Origin of the sequence: Alteromonas ulvae, from assembly GCF_048987005.1 — a bacterium.
Lineage (GTDB): Bacteria > Pseudomonadota > Gammaproteobacteria > Enterobacterales > Alteromonadaceae > Alteromonas.
In genome coordinates this window covers 399,898-424,632 of sequence record NZ_CP185261.1, presented here as the reverse complement: position 1 = coordinate 424,632, position 24,735 = coordinate 399,898, and the positions used below count along the sequence as shown (strand labels likewise).

Annotated in this window: 16 protein-coding genes and 3 rRNA genes; 8 read left to right on the top strand and 11 right to left on the bottom strand. The window is 42.9% G+C overall.

Annotated elements, in window-relative coordinates:
- The first annotated feature begins 175 nt into the window (after positions 1-175).
- Both ACOJR9_RS01760 and gpmA read left to right on the top strand, forming a co-directional pair.
- Positions 176-634, top strand: a complete 459-nt coding sequence (locus tag ACOJR9_RS01760; protein WP_420934719.1) for a cupin domain-containing protein — start codon at positions 176-178, stop codon at positions 632-634.
- 181 nt (positions 635-815) lie between these two features.
- Positions 816-1,562 carry a 2,3-diphosphoglycerate-dependent phosphoglycerate mutase gene (gene gpmA, locus ACOJR9_RS01755; protein WP_420934718.1) on the top strand — a complete coding sequence of 249 codons (747 nt, stop codon included), beginning with the start codon at positions 816-818 and terminating at the stop codon, positions 1,560-1,562.
- A 112-nt stretch (positions 1,563-1,674) separates the two neighbouring features.
- Here gpmA and ACOJR9_RS01750 read toward each other — a convergent pair whose 3' ends face one another.
- From ACOJR9_RS01750 to ACOJR9_RS01735, 4 genes are all read right to left on the bottom strand, one after another.
- A complete protein-coding gene (locus tag ACOJR9_RS01750; protein ID WP_420934717.1) occupies positions 1,675-2,208 on the bottom strand; it encodes a PH domain-containing protein in 534 nt (177 codons plus the stop codon).
- Positions 2,209-2,617: 409 nt separating this feature from the next.
- Positions 2,618-2,733, bottom strand: a 5S ribosomal RNA gene (gene rrf, locus ACOJR9_RS01745).
- A 133-nt stretch (positions 2,734-2,866) separates the two neighbouring features.
- Positions 2,867-5,832: ribosomal RNA gene (locus ACOJR9_RS01740) — 23S ribosomal RNA — on the bottom strand.
- A 473-nt stretch (positions 5,833-6,305) separates the two neighbouring features.
- Positions 6,306-7,842: ribosomal RNA gene (locus tag ACOJR9_RS01735) — 16S ribosomal RNA — on the bottom strand.
- The 16S, 23S and 5S rRNA genes sit together here, the layout of an rRNA operon.
- Positions 7,843-8,423: 581 nt before the next feature.
- On the opposite strand from ACOJR9_RS01735, the gene ACOJR9_RS01730 reads away from it, so the two are divergent.
- Positions 8,424-9,572, top strand: coding sequence for an iron-containing alcohol dehydrogenase (locus ACOJR9_RS01730; RefSeq protein ID WP_420934716.1), 1,149 nt, complete (start codon positions 8,424-8,426; stop codon positions 9,570-9,572).
- Positions 9,573-9,755: 183 nt separating this feature from the next.
- The gene (locus ACOJR9_RS01725; protein WP_420934715.1) at positions 9,756-10,079 is read left to right on the top strand and encodes a DUF3392 family protein; all 324 of its coding nucleotides are present in this window, start codon (positions 9,756-9,758) and stop codon (positions 10,077-10,079) included.
- A gap of 45 nt (positions 10,080-10,124) precedes the next feature.
- Here ACOJR9_RS01725 and ACOJR9_RS01720 read toward each other — a convergent pair whose 3' ends face one another.
- On the bottom strand, positions 10,125-14,006 hold the full coding sequence (locus ACOJR9_RS01720; RefSeq protein WP_420934714.1) for an ATP-binding protein: 3,882 nt from the start codon (positions 14,004-14,006) through the stop codon (positions 10,125-10,127).
- Between the two features lie 73 nt (positions 14,007-14,079).
- Between ACOJR9_RS01720 and ACOJR9_RS01715 the strand changes: the two genes are divergently transcribed.
- Positions 14,080-14,238 (top strand): hypothetical protein, encoded by a 159-nt coding sequence (locus ACOJR9_RS01715; RefSeq protein ID WP_420934713.1) that lies wholly within the window; start codon positions 14,080-14,082, stop codon positions 14,236-14,238.
- Here ACOJR9_RS01715 and ACOJR9_RS01710 read toward each other — a convergent pair.
- Positions 14,235-14,738, bottom strand: a complete 504-nt coding sequence (locus ACOJR9_RS01710; RefSeq protein ID WP_420934712.1) for an HAD family hydrolase — start codon at positions 14,736-14,738, stop codon at positions 14,235-14,237. The two genes, ACOJR9_RS01715 and ACOJR9_RS01710, sit on opposite strands and share 4 nt — an antisense overlap.
- 189 nt (positions 14,739-14,927) lie before the next feature.
- Here ACOJR9_RS01710 and ACOJR9_RS01705 point away from each other — a divergent pair, with 189 nt between their 5' ends.
- From ACOJR9_RS01705 to ACOJR9_RS01695, 3 genes are all read left to right on the top strand, one after another.
- The gene (locus ACOJR9_RS01705) at positions 14,928-15,812 is read left to right on the top strand and encodes a DMT family transporter (RefSeq protein ID WP_420934711.1); all 885 of its coding nucleotides are present in this window, start codon (positions 14,928-14,930) and stop codon (positions 15,810-15,812) included.
- Between the two features lie 118 nt (positions 15,813-15,930).
- Entirely contained in the window at positions 15,931-17,730 is a 1,800-nt protein-coding gene (locus tag ACOJR9_RS01700; protein WP_420934710.1) for a GGDEF domain-containing protein, read from the top strand.
- Between the two features lie 37 nt (positions 17,731-17,767).
- Entirely contained in the window at positions 17,768-18,439 is a 672-nt protein-coding gene (locus ACOJR9_RS01695) for a haloacid dehalogenase type II (RefSeq protein WP_420934709.1), read from the top strand.
- Between the two features lie 82 nt (positions 18,440-18,521).
- Here ACOJR9_RS01695 and ACOJR9_RS01690 read toward each other — a convergent pair whose 3' ends face one another.
- The 5 genes from ACOJR9_RS01690 to ACOJR9_RS01670 all read right to left on the bottom strand — a co-directional run bounded on the left by ACOJR9_RS01690 (position 18,522) and on the right by ACOJR9_RS01670 (position 24,675).
- A complete protein-coding gene (locus tag ACOJR9_RS01690; protein WP_420934708.1) occupies positions 18,522-18,782 on the bottom strand; it encodes a hypothetical protein in 261 nt (86 codons plus the stop codon).
- A 445-nt stretch (positions 18,783-19,227) separates the two neighbouring features.
- A complete protein-coding gene (locus ACOJR9_RS01685) occupies positions 19,228-20,280 on the bottom strand; it encodes a protein-glutamate methylesterase/protein-glutamine glutaminase (RefSeq protein ID WP_420934707.1) in 1,053 nt (350 codons plus the stop codon).
- 11 nt (positions 20,281-20,291) lie between these two features.
- The gene (gene cheD, locus ACOJR9_RS01680) at positions 20,292-20,909 is read right to left on the bottom strand and encodes a chemoreceptor glutamine deamidase CheD (protein ID WP_420934706.1); all 618 of its coding nucleotides are present in this window, start codon (positions 20,907-20,909) and stop codon (positions 20,292-20,294) included.
- A 2-nt stretch (positions 20,910-20,911) separates the two neighbouring features.
- Positions 20,912-21,736, bottom strand: a complete 825-nt coding sequence (locus ACOJR9_RS01675) for a CheR family methyltransferase (RefSeq protein ID WP_420936020.1) — start codon at positions 21,734-21,736, stop codon at positions 20,912-20,914.
- Positions 21,737-21,744: 8 nt separating this feature from the next.
- Positions 21,745-24,675, bottom strand: a complete 2,931-nt coding sequence (locus ACOJR9_RS01670) for a PAS domain S-box protein (RefSeq protein ID WP_420934705.1) — start codon at positions 24,673-24,675, stop codon at positions 21,745-21,747.
- Positions 24,676-24,735 lie beyond the last annotated feature (60 nt).

The window sequence follows — 24,735 nt, the reverse complement described above, 5'->3', positions numbered from 1 at the left end:
TTTTACCTCAATGTTTTGGTTAGCGTACTGTTTTATGTTTATTACTACAGATAAGAAAATAAAGGCCTGCCATGTCTCCGAGCTTTTCGTTTTATTTTTTACTGTTCGTGTATCATACGTATAGAATTGAAGTGACCAAAAGTAAACCAATCTTCTGATAAAAAGACTAAAGCGCATGCATCCACTTATTCATAAATACGACTTAACGCCACACCCCGAGGGCGGATATTTTAAACAAGTCTATAAATCAGCAAGAACAACTATGTCTCATGCACATGGACAACCACGAGCTGCACTCACCCATATTTACTTCCTTTTACTAAAAGGCGAAATAAGCCGCTTTCATCGCGTGCTTCATGATGAGGTGTGGAATCATTATGAAGGTGCACCCTTACAATTAATTCAATTACACGATAAAACGCTTACGCAAAAAACAATAGGTAACCAAGAAGAGGGCTATGTTGATATTGTGCCGGCTGGTAATTATCAAGCCGCGTTCAGTACTGGAGTTTATAGCTTAGTCGGCTGTACCGTTGCGCCGGGGTTCGATTTTGAGGATTTTAGCTTTATCGACGACCCGTCAATTGCGCTCTGGTTAGACACCTATCACCCGAGTTTGAACAAATTTATATAGGGCCCACATGCGCAACCCTTCTTTATTTTTAGTTTGGTCTTACCTCAGATTTTATAGGGGTTGGCGCTGGATTTTTTATCGCCAATCAAAGATGATAATATACTATCTTGAATATACGTCTGAACGTCTTAACTTTATGGACTGTTAGGCAATTTTACCCAACCCCGCAGGTAGCCCAACTATGTATAAATTGGTACTTATTCGTCACGGAGAGAGTCAGTGGAACTTAGAAAATCGTTTCACTGGTTGGCATGACGTTGAATTGACTGATACTGGTATTGCGCAAGCAACAACCGCTGGTCAGATGCTTAAGGAAGCAGGATTCGAATTCGATCAGGCTTACACGTCTGTATTGCTTCGCGCAATCAAAACACTGAATATTGCACTTGAAGAGATGGGCCAACACTACCTACCTGTTGAGCGTCATTGGCGTTTAAACGAACGTCACTATGGTGCGCTTACAGGTTTAGATAAAGCAGAAACTGCTGCTAAGCATGGCGAAGAGCAAGTGAAGGTATGGCGTCGCAGTTTTGATATCCCACCGCCGGCAGTAGACACTGACAGTGAACATTTCCCTGGGCATGATCGCCGCTACAACAATGTAGATGCTGAAATATTACCGCGCGGTGAAAGTCTGAAATTGACAATAGAACGTGTGCTCCCCTATTGGCATGACGTTATTCGACCTCAAATTCAAGATGGCAAACGTGTGATAATTGCTGCGCACGGCAATAGTTTGCGTGCTTTGGTGAAATACTTAGACGGTATGTCTGATGAAGAAGTACTAGGACTTAATATCCCTACGGGTGTTCCTTTAGTTTACGAACTGGATGAAGACCTTAAGCCTATTTCAAAAGAGTACCTTGGCGACCCAGAAGCTATCAAAGCAATGATGGATGCTGTTGCAAAACAAGGTAAAGCGAAATAGCGTAAGGCTAAAGAGCTTATAGAATAATCAATTACAAAAGCCAGCAGTCAGCTGGCTTTTTTTATCAATGCGCTACAGACGCAAATATCTACTACCCATGCCAAACGATAATTTATTTGGCGTTAACCAACTTCTCTAAAAGTACTTCGATCCGCTTAACACTATCGATAAGTAGCGACATTTCAGTTTGATTGTTTTCAGCTGAGTTTGACGTAGATTTCAAACCAGATGCAATCTGGTCTTTTTGGGTTAGAATTGTTTCTCTGAAGTTAGCGGCATCATTTATACCGATGAGCGAAACTAGAGCGCCCTGTGCGGATTGACCTGCAGTTTCAAACGATAATCGATGCAGATTAAAGAATCTCATTAGTGGCCCCTGAACCATCGCCACATCAGTAATTTTTTCCAAAGGTATCGACTTCTCTTCCTTGTTTAGAATCCCTCTTTTTACAACCAGCTTACGCTCAGTAATAGTGGCCGACATGGCAGCGAGTGATCTGCCGCTAATAAAATAAAACAATGGAATGGAGATTATGAGAAAAGGAATACCTATAACGATTAGAGTCGAAAACAACAAAAGGCTGACTAACCAGTAAGTTTTTACCGATGGATTAAACGTCGCCTCTAAAATTACTCTCTCTGACATCAGTTAGTCCCTTTTCATAATTTAAAAATAATGATGAATCGATGATAGAGAATAAATGGGGTCAGAACCACATAAATAATAAAGGGGGTCAGGTTCACATTTTCTGTTGGCTATTCTAGTTTGAGCCTATAGATAACAACAGTAGGGTTCTGTTTCTCTTTCATGAGCGTTGAGTTTGATTATGTTTGTTGAGATTGCCGATCAATGTGGATCTGACCCCATTTATTTTTGAGTTCGATAGCCAGACTTAAACACTAAAAATAACGATAAATTGGGTTCTGAACCTGTTTTATGTTCGTTAGATTGGATGTAATGATTGTAATTGGGGGGATAAATGTGGATCTGACCCCCATTATTTTTTTGGGGCAGAAAGCAAAAACCCGCCGTTAGGCGGGTTTTTCTTAATGGGACCTGGCAGTGTCCTACTCTCACATGGGGAGACCCCACACTACCATCGGCGCTAATACGTTTCACTTCTGAGTTCGAAATGGAGTCAGGTGGTGCCGTACCGCTATGGCTGCCAGGAATAAACTGGTTTAACAAATCGGAAATCTGATATTCAATCAATCAAGGAGTAATCACTTCTCACTCTACTTGCTTTATTCTTTATAAGCTTGTCGCTTTACAACACACCAGCCTAAAGCTTCTTGGGTGTTGTATGGTTAAGCCTCTCGGGCAATTAGTACAGGTTAGCTTAACGCCTTACAACGCTTCCACACCCTGCCTATCAACGTCATCGTCTATAACAACCCTTCCAGACCTTTAAGGTCAGGGATGACTCATCTTTGGGCCGGCTTCCCGCTTAGATGCTTTCAGCGGTTATCCGTTCCGAACGTAGCTACCGGGCAATGCCATTGGCATGACAACCCGAACACCAGCGGTTCGTCCACTCCGGTCCTCTCGTACTAGGAGCAGCTCCCATCAATCATCCAACGCCCACACCAGATAGGGACCGAACTGTCTCACGACGTTCTAAACCCAGCTCGCGTACCACTTTAAATGGCGAACAGCCATACCCTTGGGACCGACTTCAGCCCCAGGATGTGATGAGCCGACATCGAGGTGCCAAACACCGCCGTCGATATGAACTCTTGGGCGGTATCAGCCTGTTATCCCCGGAGTACCTTTTATCCGTTGAGCGATGGCCCTTCCATACAGAACCACCGGATCACTATGACCTACTTTCGTACCTGCTCGACGTGTCTGTCTCGCAGTTAAGCTAGCTTATGCCATTGCACTAACCTCACGATGTCCGACCGTGATTAGCTAACCTTCGTGCTCCTCCGTTACTATTTGGGAGGAGACCGCCCCAGTCAAACTACCCACCAGACACTGTCCACAATCCCGATAAGGGACCAATGTTAGAACATCAAACATACAAGGGTGGTATTTCAAGGACGGCTCCACACATACTAGCGTACGTGATTCATAGCCTCCCACCTATCCTACACATGTAGGTTCAATGTTCAGTGCCAAGCTGTAGTAAAGGTTCACGGGGTCTTTCCGTCTAGGTGCGGGTACACAGCATCTTCACTGCGATTTCAATTTCACTGAGTCTCGGGTGGAGACAGCGTGGCCATGGTTACACCATTCGTGCAGGTCGGAACTTACCCGACAAGGAATTTCGCTACCTTAGGACCGTTATAGTTACGGCCGCCGTTTACCGGGGCTTCGATCAAGAGCTTCGCTTACGCTAACCCCATCAATTAACCTTCCGGCACCGGGCAGGTGTCACACCCTATACGTCCTCTTACGAGTTTGCAGAGTGCTGTGTTTTTAATAAACAGTCCCAGCCACCTGGTCACTGCGGCCCTCGTCCGCTCAAGGAGCAAGTCCTATCACAGATAAGGGCGTACCTTCTCCCGAAGTTACGGTACAATTTTGCCGAGTTCCTTCACCCGAGTTCTCTCAAGCGCCTTAGTATTCTCTACCTGACCACCTGTGTCGGTTTGGGGTACGGTTCATATAATCATACGTTTAGAAGCTTTTCCTGGAAGCAGGGCATCAACAACTTCACTCCCTTGGGAGCTCGTCTCGCGTCTCAGCTTTAAGAATCCGGATTTACCTAAATTCTCGGCCTACTCGCTTTCACTTGGACAACCAACGCCAAGCTTGCCTAGCCTTCTCCGTCCCTCCATCACTGATTATATAAGTACGGAAATATTAATCCGTTTCCCATCGACTACGCATTTCTGCCTCGCCTTAGGGGCCGACTTACCCTGCCCTGATTAGCATGGGACAGGAAACCTTGGTCTTCCGGCGTGGGAGTTTTTCACTCCCATTATCGTTACTCATGTCAGCATTCGCACTTGTGATATGTCCAGCAAGCTTTACAACTCACCTTCATCCACTTACACAACGCTCCCCTACCCAGAGGACATCCTTAACCCCACTCCACTGTGATAAACGCTTTACCAGCAGGCCGCTTCGCGACGTTGCTGTTAGCTTTCATCATAAATGAAGTTAAGTGATGTCCTCTGCCGCAGCTTCGGTATATTGCTTAGCCCCGTTACATCTTCCGCGCAGGCCGACTCGACTAGTGAGCTATTACGCTTTCTTTAAAGGGTGGCTGCTTCTAAGCCAACCTCCTAGCTGTCTGTGCCTTCCCACATCGTTTCCCACTTAGCAATATTTTGGGACCTTAGCTGGCGGTCTGGGTTGTTTCCCTCTCCACGACGGACGTTAGCACCCGCCGTGTGTCTCCCGGATAGTTCTCATTGGTATTCGGAGTTTGCAAAGGGTTGGTAAGTCGGGATGACCCCCTAGCCTTAACAGTGCTCTACCCCCAATGGAATTCGTCCGAGGCTCTACCTAAATAGATTTCGGGGAGAACCAGCTATCTCCCGGTTTGATTGGCCTTTCACCCCCAGCCACAAGTCATCCGCTAACTTTTCAACGTTAGTCGGTTCGGTCCTCCAGTTGATGTTACTCAACCTTCAACCTGCCCATGGCTAGATCACCGGGTTTCGGGTCTATACCTAGCAACTCAACGCGCAGTTAACACTCGCTTTCGCTACGGCTCCGTTATTCACTTAACCTTGCTACTAAATATAAGTCGCTGACCCATTATACAAAAGGTACGCAGTCACCCCGAAGGGCTCCCACTGCTTGTACGTATACGGTTTCAGGTTCTATTTCACTCCCCTCACAGGGGTTCTTTTCGCCTTTCCCTCACGGTACTGGTTCACTATCGGTCAGTTAGGAGTATTTAGCCTTGGAGGATGGTCCCCCCATATTCAGTCAAGATAACACGTGTCCCGACCTACTCGATTTCACTGTAAAGCACGCTTCGTGTACGGGGCTATCACCCGGTATCGCTCCTCTTCCCAAAGGATTCCACTACACACTAAACAGCTTAAGGGCTGCTCCCCGTTCGCTCGCCGCTACTAGGGGAATCTCAATTGATTTCTTTTCCTAAGGGTACTTAGATGTTTCAGTTCCCCTCGTTCGCCTCGTTACACTATGTATTCATGTAACGATACCTGTAAACAGGTGGGTTTCCCCATTCGGACATCTGTGGCTCAAATGCATTTTGTCGGCTCACCACAGCTTTTCGCAGACTTACACGTCCTTCATCGCCTCTAACTGCCAAGGCATCCACCGTATACGCTTAGTCACTTAACCATACAACCCTAAAAAGCCTTGAGTATCGGCCTCGTCTCCGCCTTTTGAATTCGGACACGGGTAATGTTGTATGCATGACAAGCTAATCGGAAGAATTGCCTTGCTATCTTCTTTGTCAACCGAACGCGTCGATTGACCCGCCTTGCGGCGTTGTCGATAACAAGCAATTCAAGTCAAGTAGAGTAAAAAGTGCGTCTTTCGACTTCTCAATTACTCTTCTGATTGATTACTATTAATATCAGCTTTCCAAATTGTTAAAGAACATTAGTGCATTATAAAAAAACACTAATCAATAATACGATTATTGATTAGCATTCTATTTAAAAACAACTACCACTTTAGCGAGCAGAATGGCTGTCAGGAAGGTTTCCTTCCGTTTAAGCAGCTATTCGCGACACTCGCGAAGCGAGTCTTTATAAATAAACAAAACAATCTGTGTAGGCACTGCATCAAGGGCGTCATCGACGTAATAGTAAGGAGGTGATCCAACCCCAGGTTCCCCTAGGGTTACCTTGTTACGACTTCACCCCAGTCATGAAACACAAAGTGGTAATCGTTCTCCCGAAGGTTAAACTAACTACTTCTTTTGCATCCCACTCCCATGGTGTGACGGGCGGTGTGTACAAGGCCCGGGAACGTATTCACCGCAATATTCTGACTTGCGATTACTAGCGATTCCGACTTCATGGAGTCGAGTTGCAGACTCCAATCCGGACTACGACATTCTTTAAGGGGTCCGCTCCACATCACTGTCTCGCTTCCCTCTGTAAATGCCATTGTAGCACGTGTGTAGCCCTACACGTAAGGGCCATGATGACTTGACGTCGTCCCCACCTTCCTCCGGTTTGTCACCGGCAGTCTCCTTAGAGTGCCCAACCTAATGCTGGCAACTAAGGACAAGGGTTGCGCTCGTTGCGGGACTTAACCCAACATCTCACGACACGAGCTGACGACAGCCATGCAGCACCTGTGTCAGAGTTCCCGAAGGCACCAATCTATCTCTAGAAAGTTCTCTGCATGTCAAGTGTAGGTAAGGTTCTTCGCGTTGCATCGAATTAAACCACATGCTCCACCGCTTGTGCGGGCCCCCGTCAATTCATTTGAGTTTTAACCTTGCGGCCGTACTCCCCAGGCGGTCTACTTATCGCGTTAGCTTCGCTACGCACGCCTTAAAGGCACACACAGCTAGTAGACAGCGTTTACGGTGTGGACTACCAGGGTATCTAATCCTGTTCGCTACCCACACTTTCGCACATGAGCGTCAGTCTTTGGCCAGGGAGTCGCCTTCGCCACTGATGTTCCTCCAGATATCTACGCATTTCACCGCTACACCTGGAATTCCACTCCCCTCTCCAAGACTCTAGTCTGCCAGTTCTAAATGACCATCCCAAGTTGAGCTCGGGGCTTTCACATCTAGCTTAACAAACCGCCTGCGTGCGCTTTACGCCCAGTAATTCCGATTAACGCTCGCACCCTCCGTATTACCGCGGCTGCTGGCACGGAGTTAGCCGGTGCTTCTTCTGTTGTTAACGTCACGGTGAGCAGGTATTAACTACTCACTTTTCCTCACAACTGAAAGTGCTTTACAACCCGAAGGCCTTCTTCACACACGCGGCATGGCTGCATCAGGGTTTCCCCCATTGTGCAATATTCCCCACTGCTGCCTCCCGTAGGAGTCTGGACCGTGTCTCAGTTCCAGTGTGGCTGATCTTCCTCTCAGAACAGCTAGAGATCGTCGCCTTGGTGAGCCTTTACCCCACCAACTAGCTAATCTCACTTGGGCCTCTCTTTGCGCCGGAGCCTAAGCCCCGTTTGGTACACAAGTGCACATTATGCGGTATTAGCAGTCGTTTCCAACTGTTATCCCCCTCGCAAAGGCAAGTTCCCAAGCATTACTCACCCGTCCGCCACTCGTCAGCGATGTGCAAGCACATCCTGTTACCGTTCGACTTGCATGTGTTAGGCCTGCCGCCAGCGTTCAATCTGAGCCATGATCAAACTCTTCAATTAAATATATCGAATTATGAATCGTCGTATAGACACTCTTAACGAGTGCCCACACAGATTGTCTTGTCTACATTGTTAAAGAACGTGGTTGCTACTGCAACCTCACCGTAAGCCGTTGCTTTTTGGTGACTCACTCCGTTTGAGTGAGGTGCGCATTATACGCTGGAAGTTTTTGCTGTCAACACTTTTTGAAAATTTATTTTCGTAAAGCTAACTTCGAAACTCCCGTCTTTACTGGCCTTAACGGTTAGTAAAGACTTGCTTCCTCTTAGTCAGAGTGGATAAGCTGTTTGGCTTTTCCCCCGAAGCGGATGCGCATTTTAGGGATTTGAGCGCTCACGTCAACAAGTATTTTCAAAAAACTGTCATATCTTGTTTATTTGAATAATCTTCGAACAAAACGCACTTTTATTACGCAGATGTATCGAAAGAAAATTACTTCACAGCTCCATCGCGACGATTTCCATTGTGGAATTTAGTATATGTAGGGGTTGTCGAAACCTATAAACGTAACTAATTTGCATATAGTGCTATCTACTATAAATTAGCAAATGCTATCTATATAAAAGAGTAACCAAGACGATATGAAGATTTCTGAATTTAAAACTGCAGGCAAACTCATTACAGGTGCTGGTGCCATTAATGCACTTGCAGACGAAATCAATCGACTATCGATAGAATCATTTGCGGTAGTTACAGATAAAGGCGTCTCTCGAGCTGGGTTATTCGATTTGTTACTTGCCAAGTTACCGTTCGAACCGACGCTAGTTATCGATGATATTCCCGCCGAGCCAGAGGTCACAATTATAGAAGACAAAGTGCGCCAACTGCGTGATACAAAGATAGATGGTGTTATTGCGCTAGGAGGCGGAAGTGCGATAGATGCTGCAAAGGTACTGGCAGCCACATACGACTATAAAGGAAGTATTACTGATTTGTTCGGTGAAAACCTGATAAAAGGAAGATCGCTTCCACTCATAGTGCTGCCAACAACGGCAGGTACTGGTTCGGAGGTTACCAATATTGCCATACTTGCCGACCCTATCGAGAAGGTTAAAAAAGGTATCGTGAGTCATTGTCTATTACCAGATGTAGCAATAGTGGCACCAGAGTTGACGCTGTCATGCCCTAAAACGATTACTGCTGCTAGCGGTGTTGATGCTTTTGTTCATGCTTTGGAAGCATTCATTTCAGTAAACGCTAGCCCCATAACCGACGCACTTGCCGAAAAGGCGATGGCATTGATATTTCATTCTTTACCTCATGCGTACAGGAATGGTGAAAATCTTGTGGCGAGGGAACAAATGGCTACAGGGAGTTTAATGGCCGGCCTTGCATTTGGAAATGCAGGCGTGGGAGCGGTTCACGCTTTAGCTTATCCGTTGGGCGGGCGGTTTCACTTGTCACACGGCATGAGCAACGCGGTAATGTTGCCTCATGTGCTGCGAGCAAATGCACCGTTTTGCGCCGACAAGCTCTTTACTATCTCACTGTTACTTAAACTTTGCCCACCGGACAGCAAAAAAGACTTTGCCATCACTACTTTATTAAACGCAGTAGAGAAATTATGTAGTGATGTAGGCATACCACGCACCTTAAGAGAATTCGATATTCCAGAAAGTGTAATTCCTCAATTAGCGGAGGATGCTAGCAAGGTAACACGATTGCTACGCAACAACCCTAAACAATTGAGTGTTGATGATATTGAGAACATTTATCGCAAAGCCTATTGAAGGTGACTAATAAAGCGTGACTAATATGAAGCTCATGCAAAATGATACTGCTTTTAGGGAAGGTAAAGCTTTTCTAACTACTACTCTATACGTAGAATTACAGCTTCAGCTAGATTGAGAGTGCTTATGGCATTTCTATACTATTAGCTTCATGATTAAACAAATATAAAGCAGTAGATTTACATGAACGAATTATTCAGTGTTCTATCTCGTGCACTTAGCCCGTATTACACAGAAATGAGCATTATGTTGATGGCGACTATTTTAGTGGTATACGGTGATATTATAAATGGTCATGTCAAACGTATTTTAGCCCCCTACCATTTTACTATCAGAATAAGTCTTTTTGTTGTGCTGTGTGCATTTGGCTATGGTGCTCTCACTTTATACGGCGCGCCATTTTTAAAACATGTACTTGCTTATGTACCATGGCAGTATCAGGGCTCGGCTTATGTCGCTTCGTTTATGCTGATCGGCTTTTTAGCGGAGAGGCGCCGTTATATTTAACCTTGCTGTTGCAAAACCGTTTTTGTAACATTCCTCCTACACGTTTTATGTAATAGGGGTGTTGCCTCTTTGCTCGACGAATTTTTTAGGAGGAACGCCCATTATTTTTTTAAACGTAGTAGAGAAATACGCTGAAGTTGCAAAACCTACATCTAGACATGCATTCAATATACTGCTCCCCTCAAGCAGAATGGGTATTGATTTCTCAATGCGATAACGGGATAAGAACTCGCTAAAGTTGTAATCAAATAGCTCTGCCATGCGGCGATTTAAACTTCGAGGACTCATAAGCAGCGCTTTTGCAGCTTGATCCCGACTAAAGTCTTCGTCTTGATAATGATTTTCAAGCACTGCAATAAAGTTAAGATAAAAAGCCATGTCCTTTTCAGTCTTGAACTCTGGGATGTTTAAGCAACCATACTTAAACAGTTCGGCACCAATACTTTTCTCTTGTTGAACGCTTGTATGTCGAAGTGATAATAAATGTGCTATCCGCAGCTCTATTTCGTGATTTGAGCTTGGCTTCATTAAGTAATAATCTACTTTCAACTTAAGCGCTTCTTGTTCGACAGCAGGATCTGAACTAGCAGTTAACATTAGAATAGGTACTGTGCTTAACGAATCGTGCTGCCTAATCTCTGTTGTCAGTGACAAACCGTCACATATTCCCATCATCTGATCACAAAGCACCAGTGAAACAATATGGGTTCGTAACACCTCAAACGCCTGCTTACCGTTTTTTGCGACCAGACAACGGTACTTCGGTGATAGCAGGTTAAACAAGTAAGTCCTAAACTCTCTACTATCATCCACGATCAATATAGTTTCTCTGTGGCTTTGCAGCTCTTCTGCACCTTGAATATCTGATTGAGAGTTAATGTACTCGGTATCATCAACGGGGAATACCGCACAAATTTTTGTGCCACCACCTTGTTTGCTGTCTAGTAGAATTTCGCCTTGATTTAACTCCACTAAATTTTTAACGATAGATAAACCTAACCCTTCGCCTTTTTCCTCATTATTAAACCGAGTAAAACGCTCAAAAACATGTTCATGCTGTTCTTTCGGTATACCAACACCATTGTCCGTCACCGTTATTTTGAATGTTTTGGCTTCAATTGCAAAAACTACCTTTATAGTGCCTAGCTCAGGTGTGTATTTGATCGCATTTTCAACGAGATTAACCACTATCTTTTCGAGACTGTCTGTTATCAACGAAACTGTGCCGTCCCCTTTCACTCGCATATCTAAATTTTGTCGTTTTGCTCTCGCTAAGGATTCTAATGCATTAACGATATGCGCCATATTCTCTGTGTTATAGGAAGTGAAATAATCGGAGACCGCAGATACTCTCGGCGTATCTTTTTGCATTTGATTAACGAGCTGCTCTACCCGCTTCATGTTGAGTTGGACACTTTTTAAAACATTATCGCTTTCTCGAGTTGTCTCGCTGACGCTAGAAAGTGCACCTTGGATTATTTGGATAGGTGTTTTTAACTCATGGGTAATTTCACGAATATGCTGCTCTTTGCTTTTCAGCATTTTTTCAAATTTTGATTCACCATCTGTTATTTCATATCGAGTGAGTAGGCGGTAGAGTGGGGTTTTCTTAAACGAAATAAACAGCTTTTCCAATATTCCTAGTTGAAAAAGCATGAATAATAAAAATAGGCTAAATGCATAAATTATCATTGCGGGATAAAGAAGATATACTGGTTTTTTCACCTCGAAGTTGATGCTGCTTACAGGGTTACCCTTACCGACTACTTTGGCCTCGATAGTGTAATTACCAGGTTCAATGTCGGATATTGATAGGAAAGCTTTTGACTCTGGGTGAATTTTCCACTGCTCGTTAATCCCTATTATTCTAAACTCCAACTTCTGTGTGTGGTGCTCAACAAAATTATTGGTACTGAATTCGACTGATAGTTCATCAAAGCCATTATCAAGCAATAGATTCTCATCACGCCCAAACTCGAAATGACTATATACTCTCGAATCTGGAGAGCTCCAAATTACCTTTGTGAAAATCACTCTGCTCTTTTTACTTCTGACTTCGTTGAGTGATTCAAACATCCTTTTTTCATCAATAAGATATGAGTATTTGTCACCCAGCACTAGAACTTTACCGCCCAACACTAAGACACTTTGGTATTCAAAATCAGAGTCAAAAATTCCATCTGTAGAACTCAATAACCACTCTTGACCGGAGCTAGTGCGAACATACAATCCCATATTTGTTGTAACCCAAAAATTTCCCGCTTGACTGAGGCCAGCGCCTCGCACAAATTTGATTTGAAAATCTTTTAAAATATCAGATGATGAGAGCTCGCCTGTTTTTTTATTCAGCTCCTGAATTCCTTGGCCTGCCGTGCAAACAACATAGCGATCCATATATTCGAGCAAACACGTGATCCCATTCCATCCCCCCTCATCTGGTGAGATTGATTTCCAACTAAATTTCGATAATTGGACATGAATAGTGTTGCGGTTATCATAACCGACAAGCTCACCAGATGAGGCCACGAAAGCCTCCTTCATGCCGTGGGGCGCAGAGATCGTATCTATCACATTGCCGATATCAGACTCATCCATCAGCAAGTAAGATGAAGATTCACCGTCATCTTTATAAAGATAAAAAAGCGACCTATTCGTCGTGACTATATGCCCGTCCCAAGATTCACAAAAATCTTGAGGTTTTTTCAGGCCTTGAGCGTAACTCTTTGCTCTAAAGTCAATACAACTATTCTTACTATCATAGACTCTATTTTGTAGATTGATCCCTCCAGATTCGATGTTAAGTTGATATTTGTCATCACCGATTTGTAACGATACGTCTCCTTTCTCTGTGTAACCTTGTCGCGTCACATTTCGTCTGAGAACATTATTTTCTAAATGGAGTAAATTTACCGCCTCTTGAGTTTCCGTTAACGTAATTAGGCCTAACTGAGAGGACGACAATAAAACAGTGCCACTCGATAATTCGTTTATTGCTACGACACTGAATATGCCTTCAGAGGTAAGTAGGGGCGCAAGAAAACTAGGAGTTTTTACAAACTTGTCACCTAATTCAAAAAGTCCCCCTGCTCCGACTAGAACTCTTCCTGTCTTTGTTACAAATATGACTGAAACTTTATCACGTAGAGGAATATCGGAATGAAATGGATAAAATATTTTAGTTTTATTTCTCTCGCTCCATTCATATACACCCTCAGCCCCCCCAATAAAAACCCTATCATCCTTAACAGCTACAGCATCTATTGATGAAAGCGAGTTGAAATAATTTGCTTTATTAAAACGGAAAACTTTTTGAGCTACAGTGTCGATTTTAACAAGAGTATCGCTTGATACAAAGTAAACAACTCCGTCTTGAGAAGACGATAAACTTAGAACACCATTTACTTTTTCAACCCCAATTGAATTTGCCCATGTCTGGATCTCCTTTGTCTGTTTATCAACAACAAGCACTCCTTGAATTAGCGATACAACAATGAATCTCCCTGTGTCCGATATCTTCCACGCATATTTCGTCCAGCGAGCATCAGGGAACATTTCTACAGACTTGTTTGTCTTTAAATCTAAATAAAAAACTCCTGCACCATATTCCACCAACCACAAACCGAAAGATCCATCAAAAGCGACATCAGATATTGTCCCAGATAATTTATTGTTCCCTTTATAACTAACTTTTTCAGCCATACCGCCTAGCAATCTAAACACACCATTTTCAGCGGAAATAAACGCAGTGTCCCCTATAACCTCAATGTCTCGAATAATTCCAGTTGGTATTCCTGCTAGCTCGGTTTGTCCTTCTAAGGTTTCACCAAAAGCTAGTACTTTTACTGAATGTAATATTAAAGAGAATATTAATATTGAGACAAATAGACTCAAAAATTGGCGTAGAACGGCAGCTGTCTTTTTTCGCATTTCCATATGACCAAATAATTTTTAAACTTTCCTAGCTTAGTAAGAGCGTCTAATTTTTAAACAGGTTAATAATATGAATATCGAACAAAAAACAAACATGCAAGAGCTAACGGTTGAAGATTATACTAAAGTATATGGAGGCTGTTATTCTGGCGTGACTGAACGAGAACCGATTGAAACAATTCTTCCAAAGCACCCGACACCGCCGGACGGAAAATCTATCTTAATCTAAACCATCAACCACTGCATACCTGCATTCTCTGCAGCTTGCTGGTCATAAATAAAATCACCTACATACAGGCAGTCTGCAGGCAGCAGCTGCCATGTATTCGCTACCATGAGTAGTGCAGTAGGATCTGGTTTCGCTGGTGCATCTTCTCGTGTCAGTACGTAATCAATAGGAATTTTGTTATTAGCAAGCTTAATAGCGGTTGCTTCACGGCAGTTTCGAGTCACAATAGCCATGGGTAAATTGTGTTCTTGCACCTTTTCTACCATTTCCTGGCCAATACTTAGCCACTTCGCATTACGAGCGTCGTCTAGCTCGTGTTGCAAAATAGTGTTGTGTGCATCTGCTTTTTTACGTTCGCAGTCTATAGCGTCAACAAACGTGAGTATGTCTTCATGTTGTGGGCAGCCAATGACTTTACGCATTATGGTAAAATCTAAATTTGACTCTACCAACGTACCATCAAGGTCGAAAATAACGCCTTTAACACCATCTAAATCCATATGCGCTCTCATGTAATAAATTGAAATGTCTAACTCAGCTAACATGCCACTAAAAATATACGCTTACCGTTACGTTTGGATTAAAAACCTTCCTGTTTGCATAGATATCAAAGAACCTACTTACCTAATTTCTTACTTTGCATTAGCATAGCTGCTCTTTTTCTTAAACCTCTCACAAAAGGGCTATTCATGGGTGTATTTGCAGCATTAGGTACTGCGCTTTGTTGGGCAATTGCGGCACGTCTATTTAGCGGCACTGGCAACGCTTTTTCGCCACTTACCATGACTTTTTGGAAGGGTTTAATTTCTATTGCACTGCTTGGTATTGTATTAGTTGCTGTTCAACCTGCTTTATTTTCTTCTAACGCCGTTATTTGGCTTCTTGTAAGTGGTTTTATTGGCATTGGTATTGGCGATACGTGTTTTTTTAAAGCATTGCAAAGCATTGGCGATAGTCAAGCTGTGCTTGTGGCTGAAACTCTGGCGCCATTGTTTACCGCACTGTTTGCCATGGCTTTTATTGGAGAGTGGATCACATGGCAACAGTGGATAGGTGTGGCCATAGTACTTTTCTCTGTCGATATGGTTATTAAAGCACGCAAGCGTAGCGTTAGCCATGTATTCGCCACCAGCGGCTATTTATACGGGGTAGGGGCAGCGCTGTGTCAGGCTGTTGGCGCCGTAGTGAGTCGCGATATTCTGGGAAGCGGCGACGTTGATGCAGCGAGTGCAGCGTTTTTGAGACTTTTGGGTGGTATGGTGTTTGTTATGCCCTTTATTGCAGTAACAAAAACTCGGTGGTTACCCGTTATTACTGAAGGTAAACAGGTATGGCCAGCCTTTGTTATAGCGACATTGCTGGGTACAACCGCAGCGATTTATCTCCAGATGTTTGCGTTTGCCTACGCTAAAGCTGCAGTAGTACAAACACTAATTGCTACCAGCGCGTTAATGTCACTTGGTGTTGCATTTGTATTGGGTGACAAGGCAACAAAAGCCACTTTGGTTTGGTCCATGATCGCATTGATTGGCGTTGGTATATTAGTCAGTTTTGGTAGCAATACCACACACTAACTATCATTCCCTAAGAGGCTTCTTTTTTATGCGCGCGAAAAGTAGACTAGCTAGCAAGTATGGTAGTAGTTGAAGCGAGAACTAGCTATGATTGCTGAAAAAATAGAAAAGAACTAATATGCGAACGACGTATCCTGCATCTGTTATACCTCTATTACTCTTCATTATAGTAGCGATATTTTTTAGTCGCTTTTCGTTGGCGACAGGTAACGGTATTCACGCCATTATAGAAAAGGTGCGTGCTGTATCTTACGACTGCCCAGACGCTAGCCTTCTCTCAGAATTAGACGCTACATTGGCAAAAGCGTCTCTTACAAATCAACAGCGCTTTGCGCTTTCAACTGCACGAAGTCATTTCTTAATTTGTAGTGGTAAACATGAAGAAGCGCAGAAAACACTCCTTGAAAATATTGACCAACCCTATATTGATAAAACGTCCTATGCGTTTGCTTCAGCTATTTATCAAATAGGGTTTATTTATGATACGAAAGAAAACCCCGCTCGCTGTCAGTTTTATGAGCAGGCAAAAAGCCTCTCGTCCCCCGTCAAGCATAGCGATATATTCACCAGCGCCTCGCTCGCTATTATTACCTATTGCTCAGAAACAGATTCTACTGCCGAGCGCTTAGGCAAAATGTTCAACGTGCTGGAGAGGTATTCTGATGAAGGCAGCCCAGGCGAACTCGCACACATTCGCAACAGTATCGGTCTTGTTTATGGAAGTTTAGGACAGCATGCACTAGCTGCCGAGCAATACATAAAAGCACATGAACTCGGTTTGCAGGTGTATAAAGGCAGTAACAAGGTGTCGATTTTGATCAGTGCCATTGTTTCATTAGCCTCAAGCGGTCAAACAGACGAGGCCTATAAGCGGATAATAGAACTTGGCCAGTTAAATCAAGAGATTGGCAACTCTTACACTAACTTTTTGTATCAATATTCGTTGCAACTCTATTACCGAAAACAAAAAGACTACAATAGATTAGCGTACTATCTCCCACAGTTTAAAGAAGCGCTGTCTGCGGTATCTAACTCTTACTATCAATCACTGTATGAATGGCATGCAACCGAGCTATGCTTATTTAAAAACGACATACCGTGTGTCGAGAATTATCTAAATAGCATGAGAGAGAATGACTCTATTATTCCTCCCAAATTTCGAAAGAACTTAGACTATCTTAGCTTTCATTTATCGATGTTTATTTTATTGGACGATTTAGAAGGTGCAAAGCCTGCCCTCGCATCTTATACAAAGTTGGTTAACGATAAACAAAAGGCTAACCAAAGCTCTGCTAAAATTCTCGGCGCAGCAAATTTATATAATAAAATATACGATTTAGAATTTGAGATAGAAAGAACTGAGCGACTACGCAAAAACACATTATTCGCAGCAACCGCTTTAGTTTTATTACTAATTGCTGGTTTAGGTTTTTACCTTCACAAAAGGCACCTCGCTGCTAAAGCAATTGACCCTGCAACACAATTACTCAATGCACAAACCTCTATCAGCCGTATCAACAAACTTGATACCCCCGAAGATGGACGCGCTATCGCTATTGCGATTTTTGATTTAAGTAACTTTAGAGAACTTAATAGAAAAATTGGTTCAACGAAAAGTGACTACGTATTAAGAGAAATAGCCAAAACACTTCAACACGTGGTGAGAGGTAGCGACATTCTTGGACGCTTTGGCCCAGAGCAATTCATATTGTGCTTACATAATATTGATGAAGTCAGCGCTCGAACGTTTTTAGAAAGAGTGCAAACGGCACTGGATAATACCTTTGAGGAAGAGTTGTCTACCGGTGATATTAAGGTGCAATCGAACATGAGTATTTTCATTACATCAGAGAAATTGTCTAATTTGAGTGACATACTTGATGATATGATTATGTCATTTAATATCAGTAACCGTTAGTCTCGTGCAATGACATTTGTATAAGGTAACAGTAGTAATGATCAAAGCATTAATTTTTGATGTTAATGAGACACTTCTTGATATTGGAGCAATGAAAACTGGACTTGCTGAGATATTAAATAGCGATGAAACCCTCGTTGATTTGTGGTTTGCTAACTTGCTTCATCACAGTTTGGTGGATATTGCTTCTTCGCAGTTTCATGATTTTATCGACATTGGTGCAGCAGCGCTGGTAATGGTTGCCAACAGCAAGGGTATTCAGTTAACCCAAGAACACGCTAAGCAAACAATTAAACAGCATATGACTTCTCTACCACCGCACGACGATGTTGCGACCACACTTGAAGCTTTAAAGCAAAGAGACGTAACCCTGATAGCATTATCAAACTCTTCTAGTGCAGGATTAGATGCTCAGCTCTCTTATGCCAATATTAAATCGCATTTTGACATTGTGCTGAGTGTTGAATCAATTCGCACATATAAACCTCATGCAAATGTTTATCACTGGGCCTGCCAACAAGCTGCCGTTGTGCCACAAGAAACAATGATGATCGCTGCACATGGCTGGGATGTGAGTGGCGCTAAAGCAGCGGGGCTTAATACCGTGTTTGTCGAACGTCCGGGTAAAATGATGTACCCGTTAGGATTGGTCCCTGACTACTCGATTGATTCTCTCGAGAAATTACTCCCCCTCTGTCTTAATGCTTGATAGTAAACCGTAATTACGCAGCGCCAACAAAAAGACCTTGCTTTCGACAAGGTCTTTTTTAACTCAGTATAAGATAAGGGTATTAAAGCTTCGCCAATTCTGGATGTTTCGCTTGAAATCCTTCAGTGCTGCATGAGCTGCGCTTGGTATTTAAGGCATTTAGTTGGCGCTTGAGCCAAGATTTTTGAATACCTGATGTTGCTGTATTCATCTCGCTACTCACTCGAATAATTTCTTTGCCAACATTCACGCATTCTTTTTTAGTAGGCTCAAACCCACCATTTGCTAACGCTGTGGAAGAGAATAAGATGGTCGATAGTGCGATAAGTGTTTGCTGTTTCATAAGAGTCCCCGATCACTCGTATAATTTTTTATAAGTTATGTACCAGTTACACTGGGTTTGATTTGCCCTAAATCTGATAAAAACTATAGCAGGTCATTTATGCTTGTTAGGTGTTGAAAACTATACGCAGTGATAGAACTGCTTATTTTTAATACACCCTTATACCGACCCTTTCATTTGAATAAGACTCACTAACTCTTATCCACACGCTATGCGTTCTTGGTATAGATTTAAGTTCTTTGCAAATTTTGATAATTAACCCATCCATAGTAGTGGCCATAAAACAGCAAGTCATGGCAACAGCATCAATTATCGCGCGTAGTTAAACATCTTCTTGGCTAAGTCTCAATGACCTCTTTAATCTAAAAAGTGTTTTTACTGTGGTTAAACTGGTGGTTGACTAACATATATAGCGAGCACCGATCGCACTCGGCTACTCATTTATCTACAACCTGCTGCCTGCGTCCATCTTATCGACCGCTTGTAAAATTTCTTTGCCCATATTCGACAACGAAACTATATTTTTGGCTGCACCTTTTTCTATTGCCACTTTCGGCATGCCATAAACAATACAGCTTGACTCATCTTGGCAAAATGTTTCACTACCGCCGTTAAACAATTCAAGCAGCCCTGTTGCCCCATCACTACCCATCCCCGTAAGCAATACACCAATAGCATTACTACCAGCACTTTTACATAACGAATAAAAAAGAGTATCGACAGAAGGCTTGTGACCAGAAACGCGAGGACCGTCTGTCAGCCTTATTCGATAGTCAGCACCGCTTCGCTCAACTTCCATATGCTTATCACCTGGCGCAATATAAGCCTGTCCGGGCAAAAGCCTTTCCCCCCCTTTAGCCTCTCTTACTGTTACATGGCATAGTGAATTTAATCGTTTTGCGTAAGTCGTTGTAAATCCCGCAGGCATATGTTGAGTAATTATTGTCGCCGGTGCATTTGCTGGAAAGGTTGACAGTATTTCTTTTATTGCTTCAGTTCCTCCGGTTGAAGCGCCTATAGCAATGAGTTTTTCTGTGCCTTGGTAGCTGATTGGCTTTATCGTCGATAAACCACCTGTGCTCTTCACTGGCTTTTTGACTCTCGCCCGTGCAGCGGTTCTAATTTTTTCGACAATCATTTCATGGTACGCAGCCATGCCCTCAGCAACACCAATTTTAGGCTTTGCCACAAAGTCCACAGCACCTAACTCTAGCGAACGAAACGTTGCATCTGCGCCTTTTTCAGTGAGGGTTGATATCATTACCACTGGCGTAGGCCGAGCACTCATTAGCACTTCAAGAAATCGTAAACCGTCAACTTTAGGCATCTCAATATCAAGAGTAATAACGTCCGGCTGAGTTTCTTGAACTAATTTTTTGGCGACAAAAGCATCCGGTGCAGCACCCACCAATTGCATATCGGGCTCACTTTTTATTATTTCGCCCAATATCTGCCTAATTAATGCTGAATCATCTACAACCAAAACTTTAATTGTCATCACTAATGCTCCTAGAATATATCAACACTGCCCACTAACTTGCGCTCTGAAAGTTTCCAGCGATGCTGACTCTCACGCTCAATAATAGTGGCGTTATTTAATTCATTAATTCGTTTCATAAAGACGGTTCCCGTTGCGGGAAAGAAGTAAATCTTGCGCGCATATTCCTCACATAAATCACTCGCCACTATGGGAATTCGTTCTGTATTTAAAAAACTGACAACAAACTCTGCATTGAATCGGCCGACATCATGCTGAATAAATGACGGGACAACACGTCCACCGCCGAAAACCTTTGCTTTTAACCTGCGTTTATCCGCCCCTGACTTTATGAGTTCATTGAGCAATACTTCCATGGCATAAACACCGTACTTTGTTGCTATGCACTCTGTTTGCTCCAGCTCTTTAACTGTTTTGTTTATTGTGGGTAGCATAAAATGATTCATGCCACCCATTCCGGTTATAGGGTCGTAAATGCACGCAGCAACACATGAGCCCAAAACTGTAACCAACAGCTTTTCTTGTTTAGTCACTGCATACTGTCCCGGCAGAAGCTTTATGGCCTGAACGCCGAAGCGCTTGTCGTAGTAAGCAATAGGAGAATCGAAATCGCTAGTGTGCACTGGCACTCCTATTTGACTGGGCGATATATGGTTTTACCTACCGGCCTTACAAGACTAGTGTGCATATTGAAATTTTCGGAATGACCCGCCATGTAAAGCCCTTGCGGCTTTAACATTCCAACCATTTTAGTCAGTACTTTAAGCTGCGTCGGTTTATCAAAATATATCATTACATTTCGACAGAAAATGACATCTAGTGGTAAGCTAATACTCCAGTTTGACTCAGTTAAATTGAGCTTTTTAAACTGTACCATTTGCCGTAATTCATCCACTACGCGCACTTTACCTTCAAAGCTGCCTTTACCTTTATGAAAAAATTGCTTTTGTCTAGACTCAGATACCTTTGCGATTGTCGCAAGTGGATACACTCCCTCTTTGGCCTTTGCTAAAACCTTGCTGTCGATATCTGATGCAATTATTTTAATAGGCGTTTTAAAACTCCCGAAGACCTCTGCAACAACCATCGCAATTGAATAAGGCTCTTCGCCTGTGGAACTTGCAGCACACCAGATTGTGGTAACCTGCGGGTTATCTCTGAGGTAATCAGCAAGCGCAGTAAAATGGTGTGGCTCTCTAAAAAACGATGTTAGGTTGGTCGTCAGCGCATTTATAAATTGCTCAAGCTCATTCTCAGAACTATTAACAACGGCTAAATATTCACTAAAACTTATTAACCCCTTAGCTCTGATGCGCCTAGCAAGACGGCTGTAAACCATTGCCTCTTTTGCATCGCTTAGTTTAATACCCGCTTTTTTAAACAGCATTTGTTGCACTTTAAGAAAGTCCGCCTTTTCAAAGGCGAACTCCCGTGTCGATGCCATTCTAGGTGGCATGGCTCCCATTAAAAGGACTCCCACTCAGCATCTTTTGGCAATGCAGGGGATAAAACGCCTCTATTTTTTGCTATATTCGAACGATGGTTTTGCGTATAGGACACGGCTCTTGGTGTTAAACCCAAACGCGTTCGATGTTCTGCCAAACCATTAGGTTGATGCCCTTTATTTGTGCCCTTTTCTATTTCAAATACAGAAACACGATCGCTCAATTCTGCAGATTGAAGCTTTAGGCTATCTGATGCAGCTGCAGCCTCTTCAACTAACGCTGCATTTTGTTGCGTCATTTCGTCCATTTGAACTACGGCTCGACTGACTTCCTCAATCCCTGCAGCTTGTTCAGACGACGCAGCCGCAATTTCTGACATGATATCGTTTACGCGCTTAATGGAGGTGACAACTTCGTCCATAGTCTCGCCTGATTTTACGACTAGCTGATTTCCACTGGCAATTTTACTCACTGAATCGGAAATAAGTTCTTTGATATCTTTAGCGGCTTCAGCAGAGCGTTGAGCGAGACTTCTTACCTCAGAGGCAACTACAGCAAATCCGCGACCTTGTTCACCAGCCCTTGCTGCCTCTACCGCTGCATTTAATGCTAGTATGTTTGTTTGAAATGCAATGCCGTCAATCACGCCAATAATGTCTGAAATTTCTTGTGCTGAATCATTAATAAGCGTCATTGTGTTTACTACTTTGCCGATGACAACTCCGCCCTCAGTTGCAATTTGGCTTGCTTGTGCTGCAAGTGCATTTGCTTGTTCCGCGTTTTCTGCATTCAGCTTAACAGTGCTGGTCAACTCTTCCATACTGGACGCTGTTTCTTCCAAACTTGAAGCTTGTTGCTCTGTACGTGACGACAAGTCTGCGTTACCTAATGCAATTTCACTTGAAGCGGTATTGATAGTCTCTACAGCAGAATTGATGTTTAATATGGTGCCTCGCATTTCTTCAATAAACTGGTTAATTGACTCGCCAAGTACTTTAAACTCTCCGTCAAGCGCATGTTCAATACGCACCGTCAAATCGCCTTCCGTCAATCGTTCCATTACGTGCTTAATTTCATCTATCGCCTGAGTTCTACCCGTAATATCTGTCGCAAACTTAACCACTCTGAACGGCTTTCCATTGTGGTCAAGGATTGGGTTATAGGTTGCCTGGATGAAGATTTCCTTTCCGTTTTTACCTATTCGCTTGTACTCCCCACTTGAAAAGGTGCCTTCTCTCAGCAATTCCCAGAATGCTGCGTATTCCTGGGTTGAACGATAACTAGCATCAACGAACATACTGTGATGCTTGCCTTTTATTTCATCAAGGGTGTAACCGATGGTTTGAAGGAAGTTGTCATTGGCACTTTGAATAATACCATCCATATTGAATTCTATTACTGCCTGAGACTTTCCAATAGCCTCTAGCTGCCCCTCGAAATAAGCGTTTCTTAGTTTTTGTTCAGTAACATTACTGGCGTACTTAACGACTTTAATCGGCTTACCATCGATGCCTAAAATAGGGTTATATGTTGCTTGAATCCATATATCAGTACCATCTTTGGCTATACGATGAAACTCGCCGGAATAGAATTGCCCCTGAGCAAGGTTTTCCCAAAATGTGCGATATTCTTCAGAAACACGCGCTCTCTCAGTAACAAAAATAGAATGATGCTTACCTACGATCTCCTCGAGCGCGTAACCGACCGTGGCGAGGAAATTATCGTTTGCGGTAATAATGTTGCCGTGCGTGTCGAACTCTATGACTGCTTGAGATTTATTAATCGCGTTGATTTGACCCAAATTAAACGCATTTTGCATTTTTTGCTCTGTCACATCTGATGCGTATTTTACTACTTTAACTGGGTTACCAAATTCATCGAATATTGGGTTGTAAGAGGCTTGAATCCAAATCTCGCCTCCATCTTTTCTAATTCGTTTAAACTCACCAGACTTATAATCACCTTTTTTCAAGTCTCGCCAAAAAGCAGCATATTCGGGACTCATTCTATGATTAGGCTCAACAAAGATACTGTGATGCTGGCCTTTTATTTCACTGAGGTTATAACCCGTGGCTGCACAGAAATTTTCATTCGCAAAGAGAATATTCCCTTGAAGATCAAATTCGATAACGGCTAGAGATTTACCTATTGCGTTGATTTGCCCCTCGTAATTCGCATTTTTACGTTTTTGTTCTGTTATTACGGTTGCAAACTTAACCACTCGAACAATGTTACCCAGCTTGTCATAAATAGGGTTGTAAGATGCCTGGATCCAGATCTTGTCGCCATTTTTCGCAATCCTACAATACTCCCCACTATTTTTTTCGCCACTTCTAAGCTGTGCCCAAAACTGTTTATATTCTTCAGAAACACCATATTCAGTAGTAACGAATAATCGGTGATGCCGGCCTATTAGTTCATCTTTTGTATAACCAGTCGCTTGCAAGAAGTTGTCATTTACATCTTCCACCACACCATCCGGAGTAAAGGCAATTATGGCTTGGCTTCTGTCCAGTCCATTCAAAAGGCCAGTTTTATATTGAAGTTCCTGATCATTGACCCACTCAACCATACAACCAAGCTTCTCTCCTTCTACACTGTTAATAGCAGATACATTCAATGTAAATATCAGCTCTCCAATAGGTAGCAGAAACGTGTCTTTTGTATGGCAATGTTCAAAGCGAGAGGCCAACTCTTTATGTTTAGCGAAAAAAGAGCATAACGCCACTCCGATCAATGATTGCAAGTTAATCGAGGGTAAATGCTCTCTAAAATGAGCGGAGTGTTCGTCTGCCAGTTTAAAAAAAGCCTTATTCGCAAAGGTTATTGTCCCCACCTCATCTACCAGCATCAAACAAGCGCTGCTCTCACTTAACGCTTGCTCTTGGAATTTAGTTAAACTTTGTGCAGCGATGAGTTCGTCATTTTGAAATAGATTAAAAACACCCATAATTTAGCCTCGTCAATTTGTTTCGATAAACACAATAAAAAAGCGACCTCCCGAAGATCA

Bases quoted from the DNA above. Each gene is read 5' to 3' on its own strand.
- ACOJR9_RS01725 (WP_420934715.1), top strand. From the start codon at position 9,756: ATGAACGAATTATTCAGTGTTCTATCTCGTGCACTTAGCCCGTATTAC.
- ACOJR9_RS01675 (WP_420936020.1), bottom strand. From the start codon at position 21,736: ATGCCACCTAGAATGGCATCGACACGGGAGTTCGCCTTTGAAAAGGCG.
- ACOJR9_RS01695 (WP_420934709.1), top strand. From the start codon at position 17,768: ATGATCAAAGCATTAATTTTTGATGTTAATGAGACACTTCTTGATATT.
- ACOJR9_RS01750 (WP_420934717.1), bottom strand. From the start codon at position 2,208: ATGTCAGAGAGAGTAATTTTAGAGGCGACGTTTAATCCATCGGTAAAA.
- ACOJR9_RS01730 (WP_420934716.1), top strand. From the start codon at position 8,424: ATGAAGATTTCTGAATTTAAAACTGCAGGCAAACTCATTACAGGTGCT.
- gpmA (WP_420934718.1), top strand. From the start codon at position 816: ATGTATAAATTGGTACTTATTCGTCACGGAGAGAGTCAGTGGAACTTA.
- ACOJR9_RS01705 (WP_420934711.1), top strand. From the start codon at position 14,928: ATGGGTGTATTTGCAGCATTAGGTACTGCGCTTTGTTGGGCAATTGCG.
- ACOJR9_RS01690 (WP_420934708.1), bottom strand. From the start codon at position 18,782: ATGAAACAGCAAACACTTATCGCACTATCGACCATCTTATTCTCTTCC.
- ACOJR9_RS01760 (WP_420934719.1), top strand. From the start codon at position 176: ATGCATCCACTTATTCATAAATACGACTTAACGCCACACCCCGAGGGC.
- ACOJR9_RS01710 (WP_420934712.1), bottom strand. From the start codon at position 14,738: ATGGATTTAGATGGTGTTAAAGGCGTTATTTTCGACCTTGATGGTACG.
- ACOJR9_RS01685 (WP_420934707.1), bottom strand. From the start codon at position 20,280: ATGACAATTAAAGTTTTGGTTGTAGATGATTCAGCATTAATTAGGCAG.
- ACOJR9_RS01700 (WP_420934710.1), top strand. From the start codon at position 15,931: ATGCGAACGACGTATCCTGCATCTGTTATACCTCTATTACTCTTCATT.
- ACOJR9_RS01720 (WP_420934714.1), bottom strand. From the start codon at position 14,006: ATGCGAAAAAAGACAGCTGCCGTTCTACGCCAATTTTTGAGTCTATTT.
- ACOJR9_RS01670 (WP_420934705.1), bottom strand. From the start codon at position 24,675: ATGGGTGTTTTTAATCTATTTCAAAATGACGAACTCATCGCTGCACAA.
- ACOJR9_RS01715 (WP_420934713.1), top strand. From the start codon at position 14,080: ATGAATATCGAACAAAAAACAAACATGCAAGAGCTAACGGTTGAAGAT.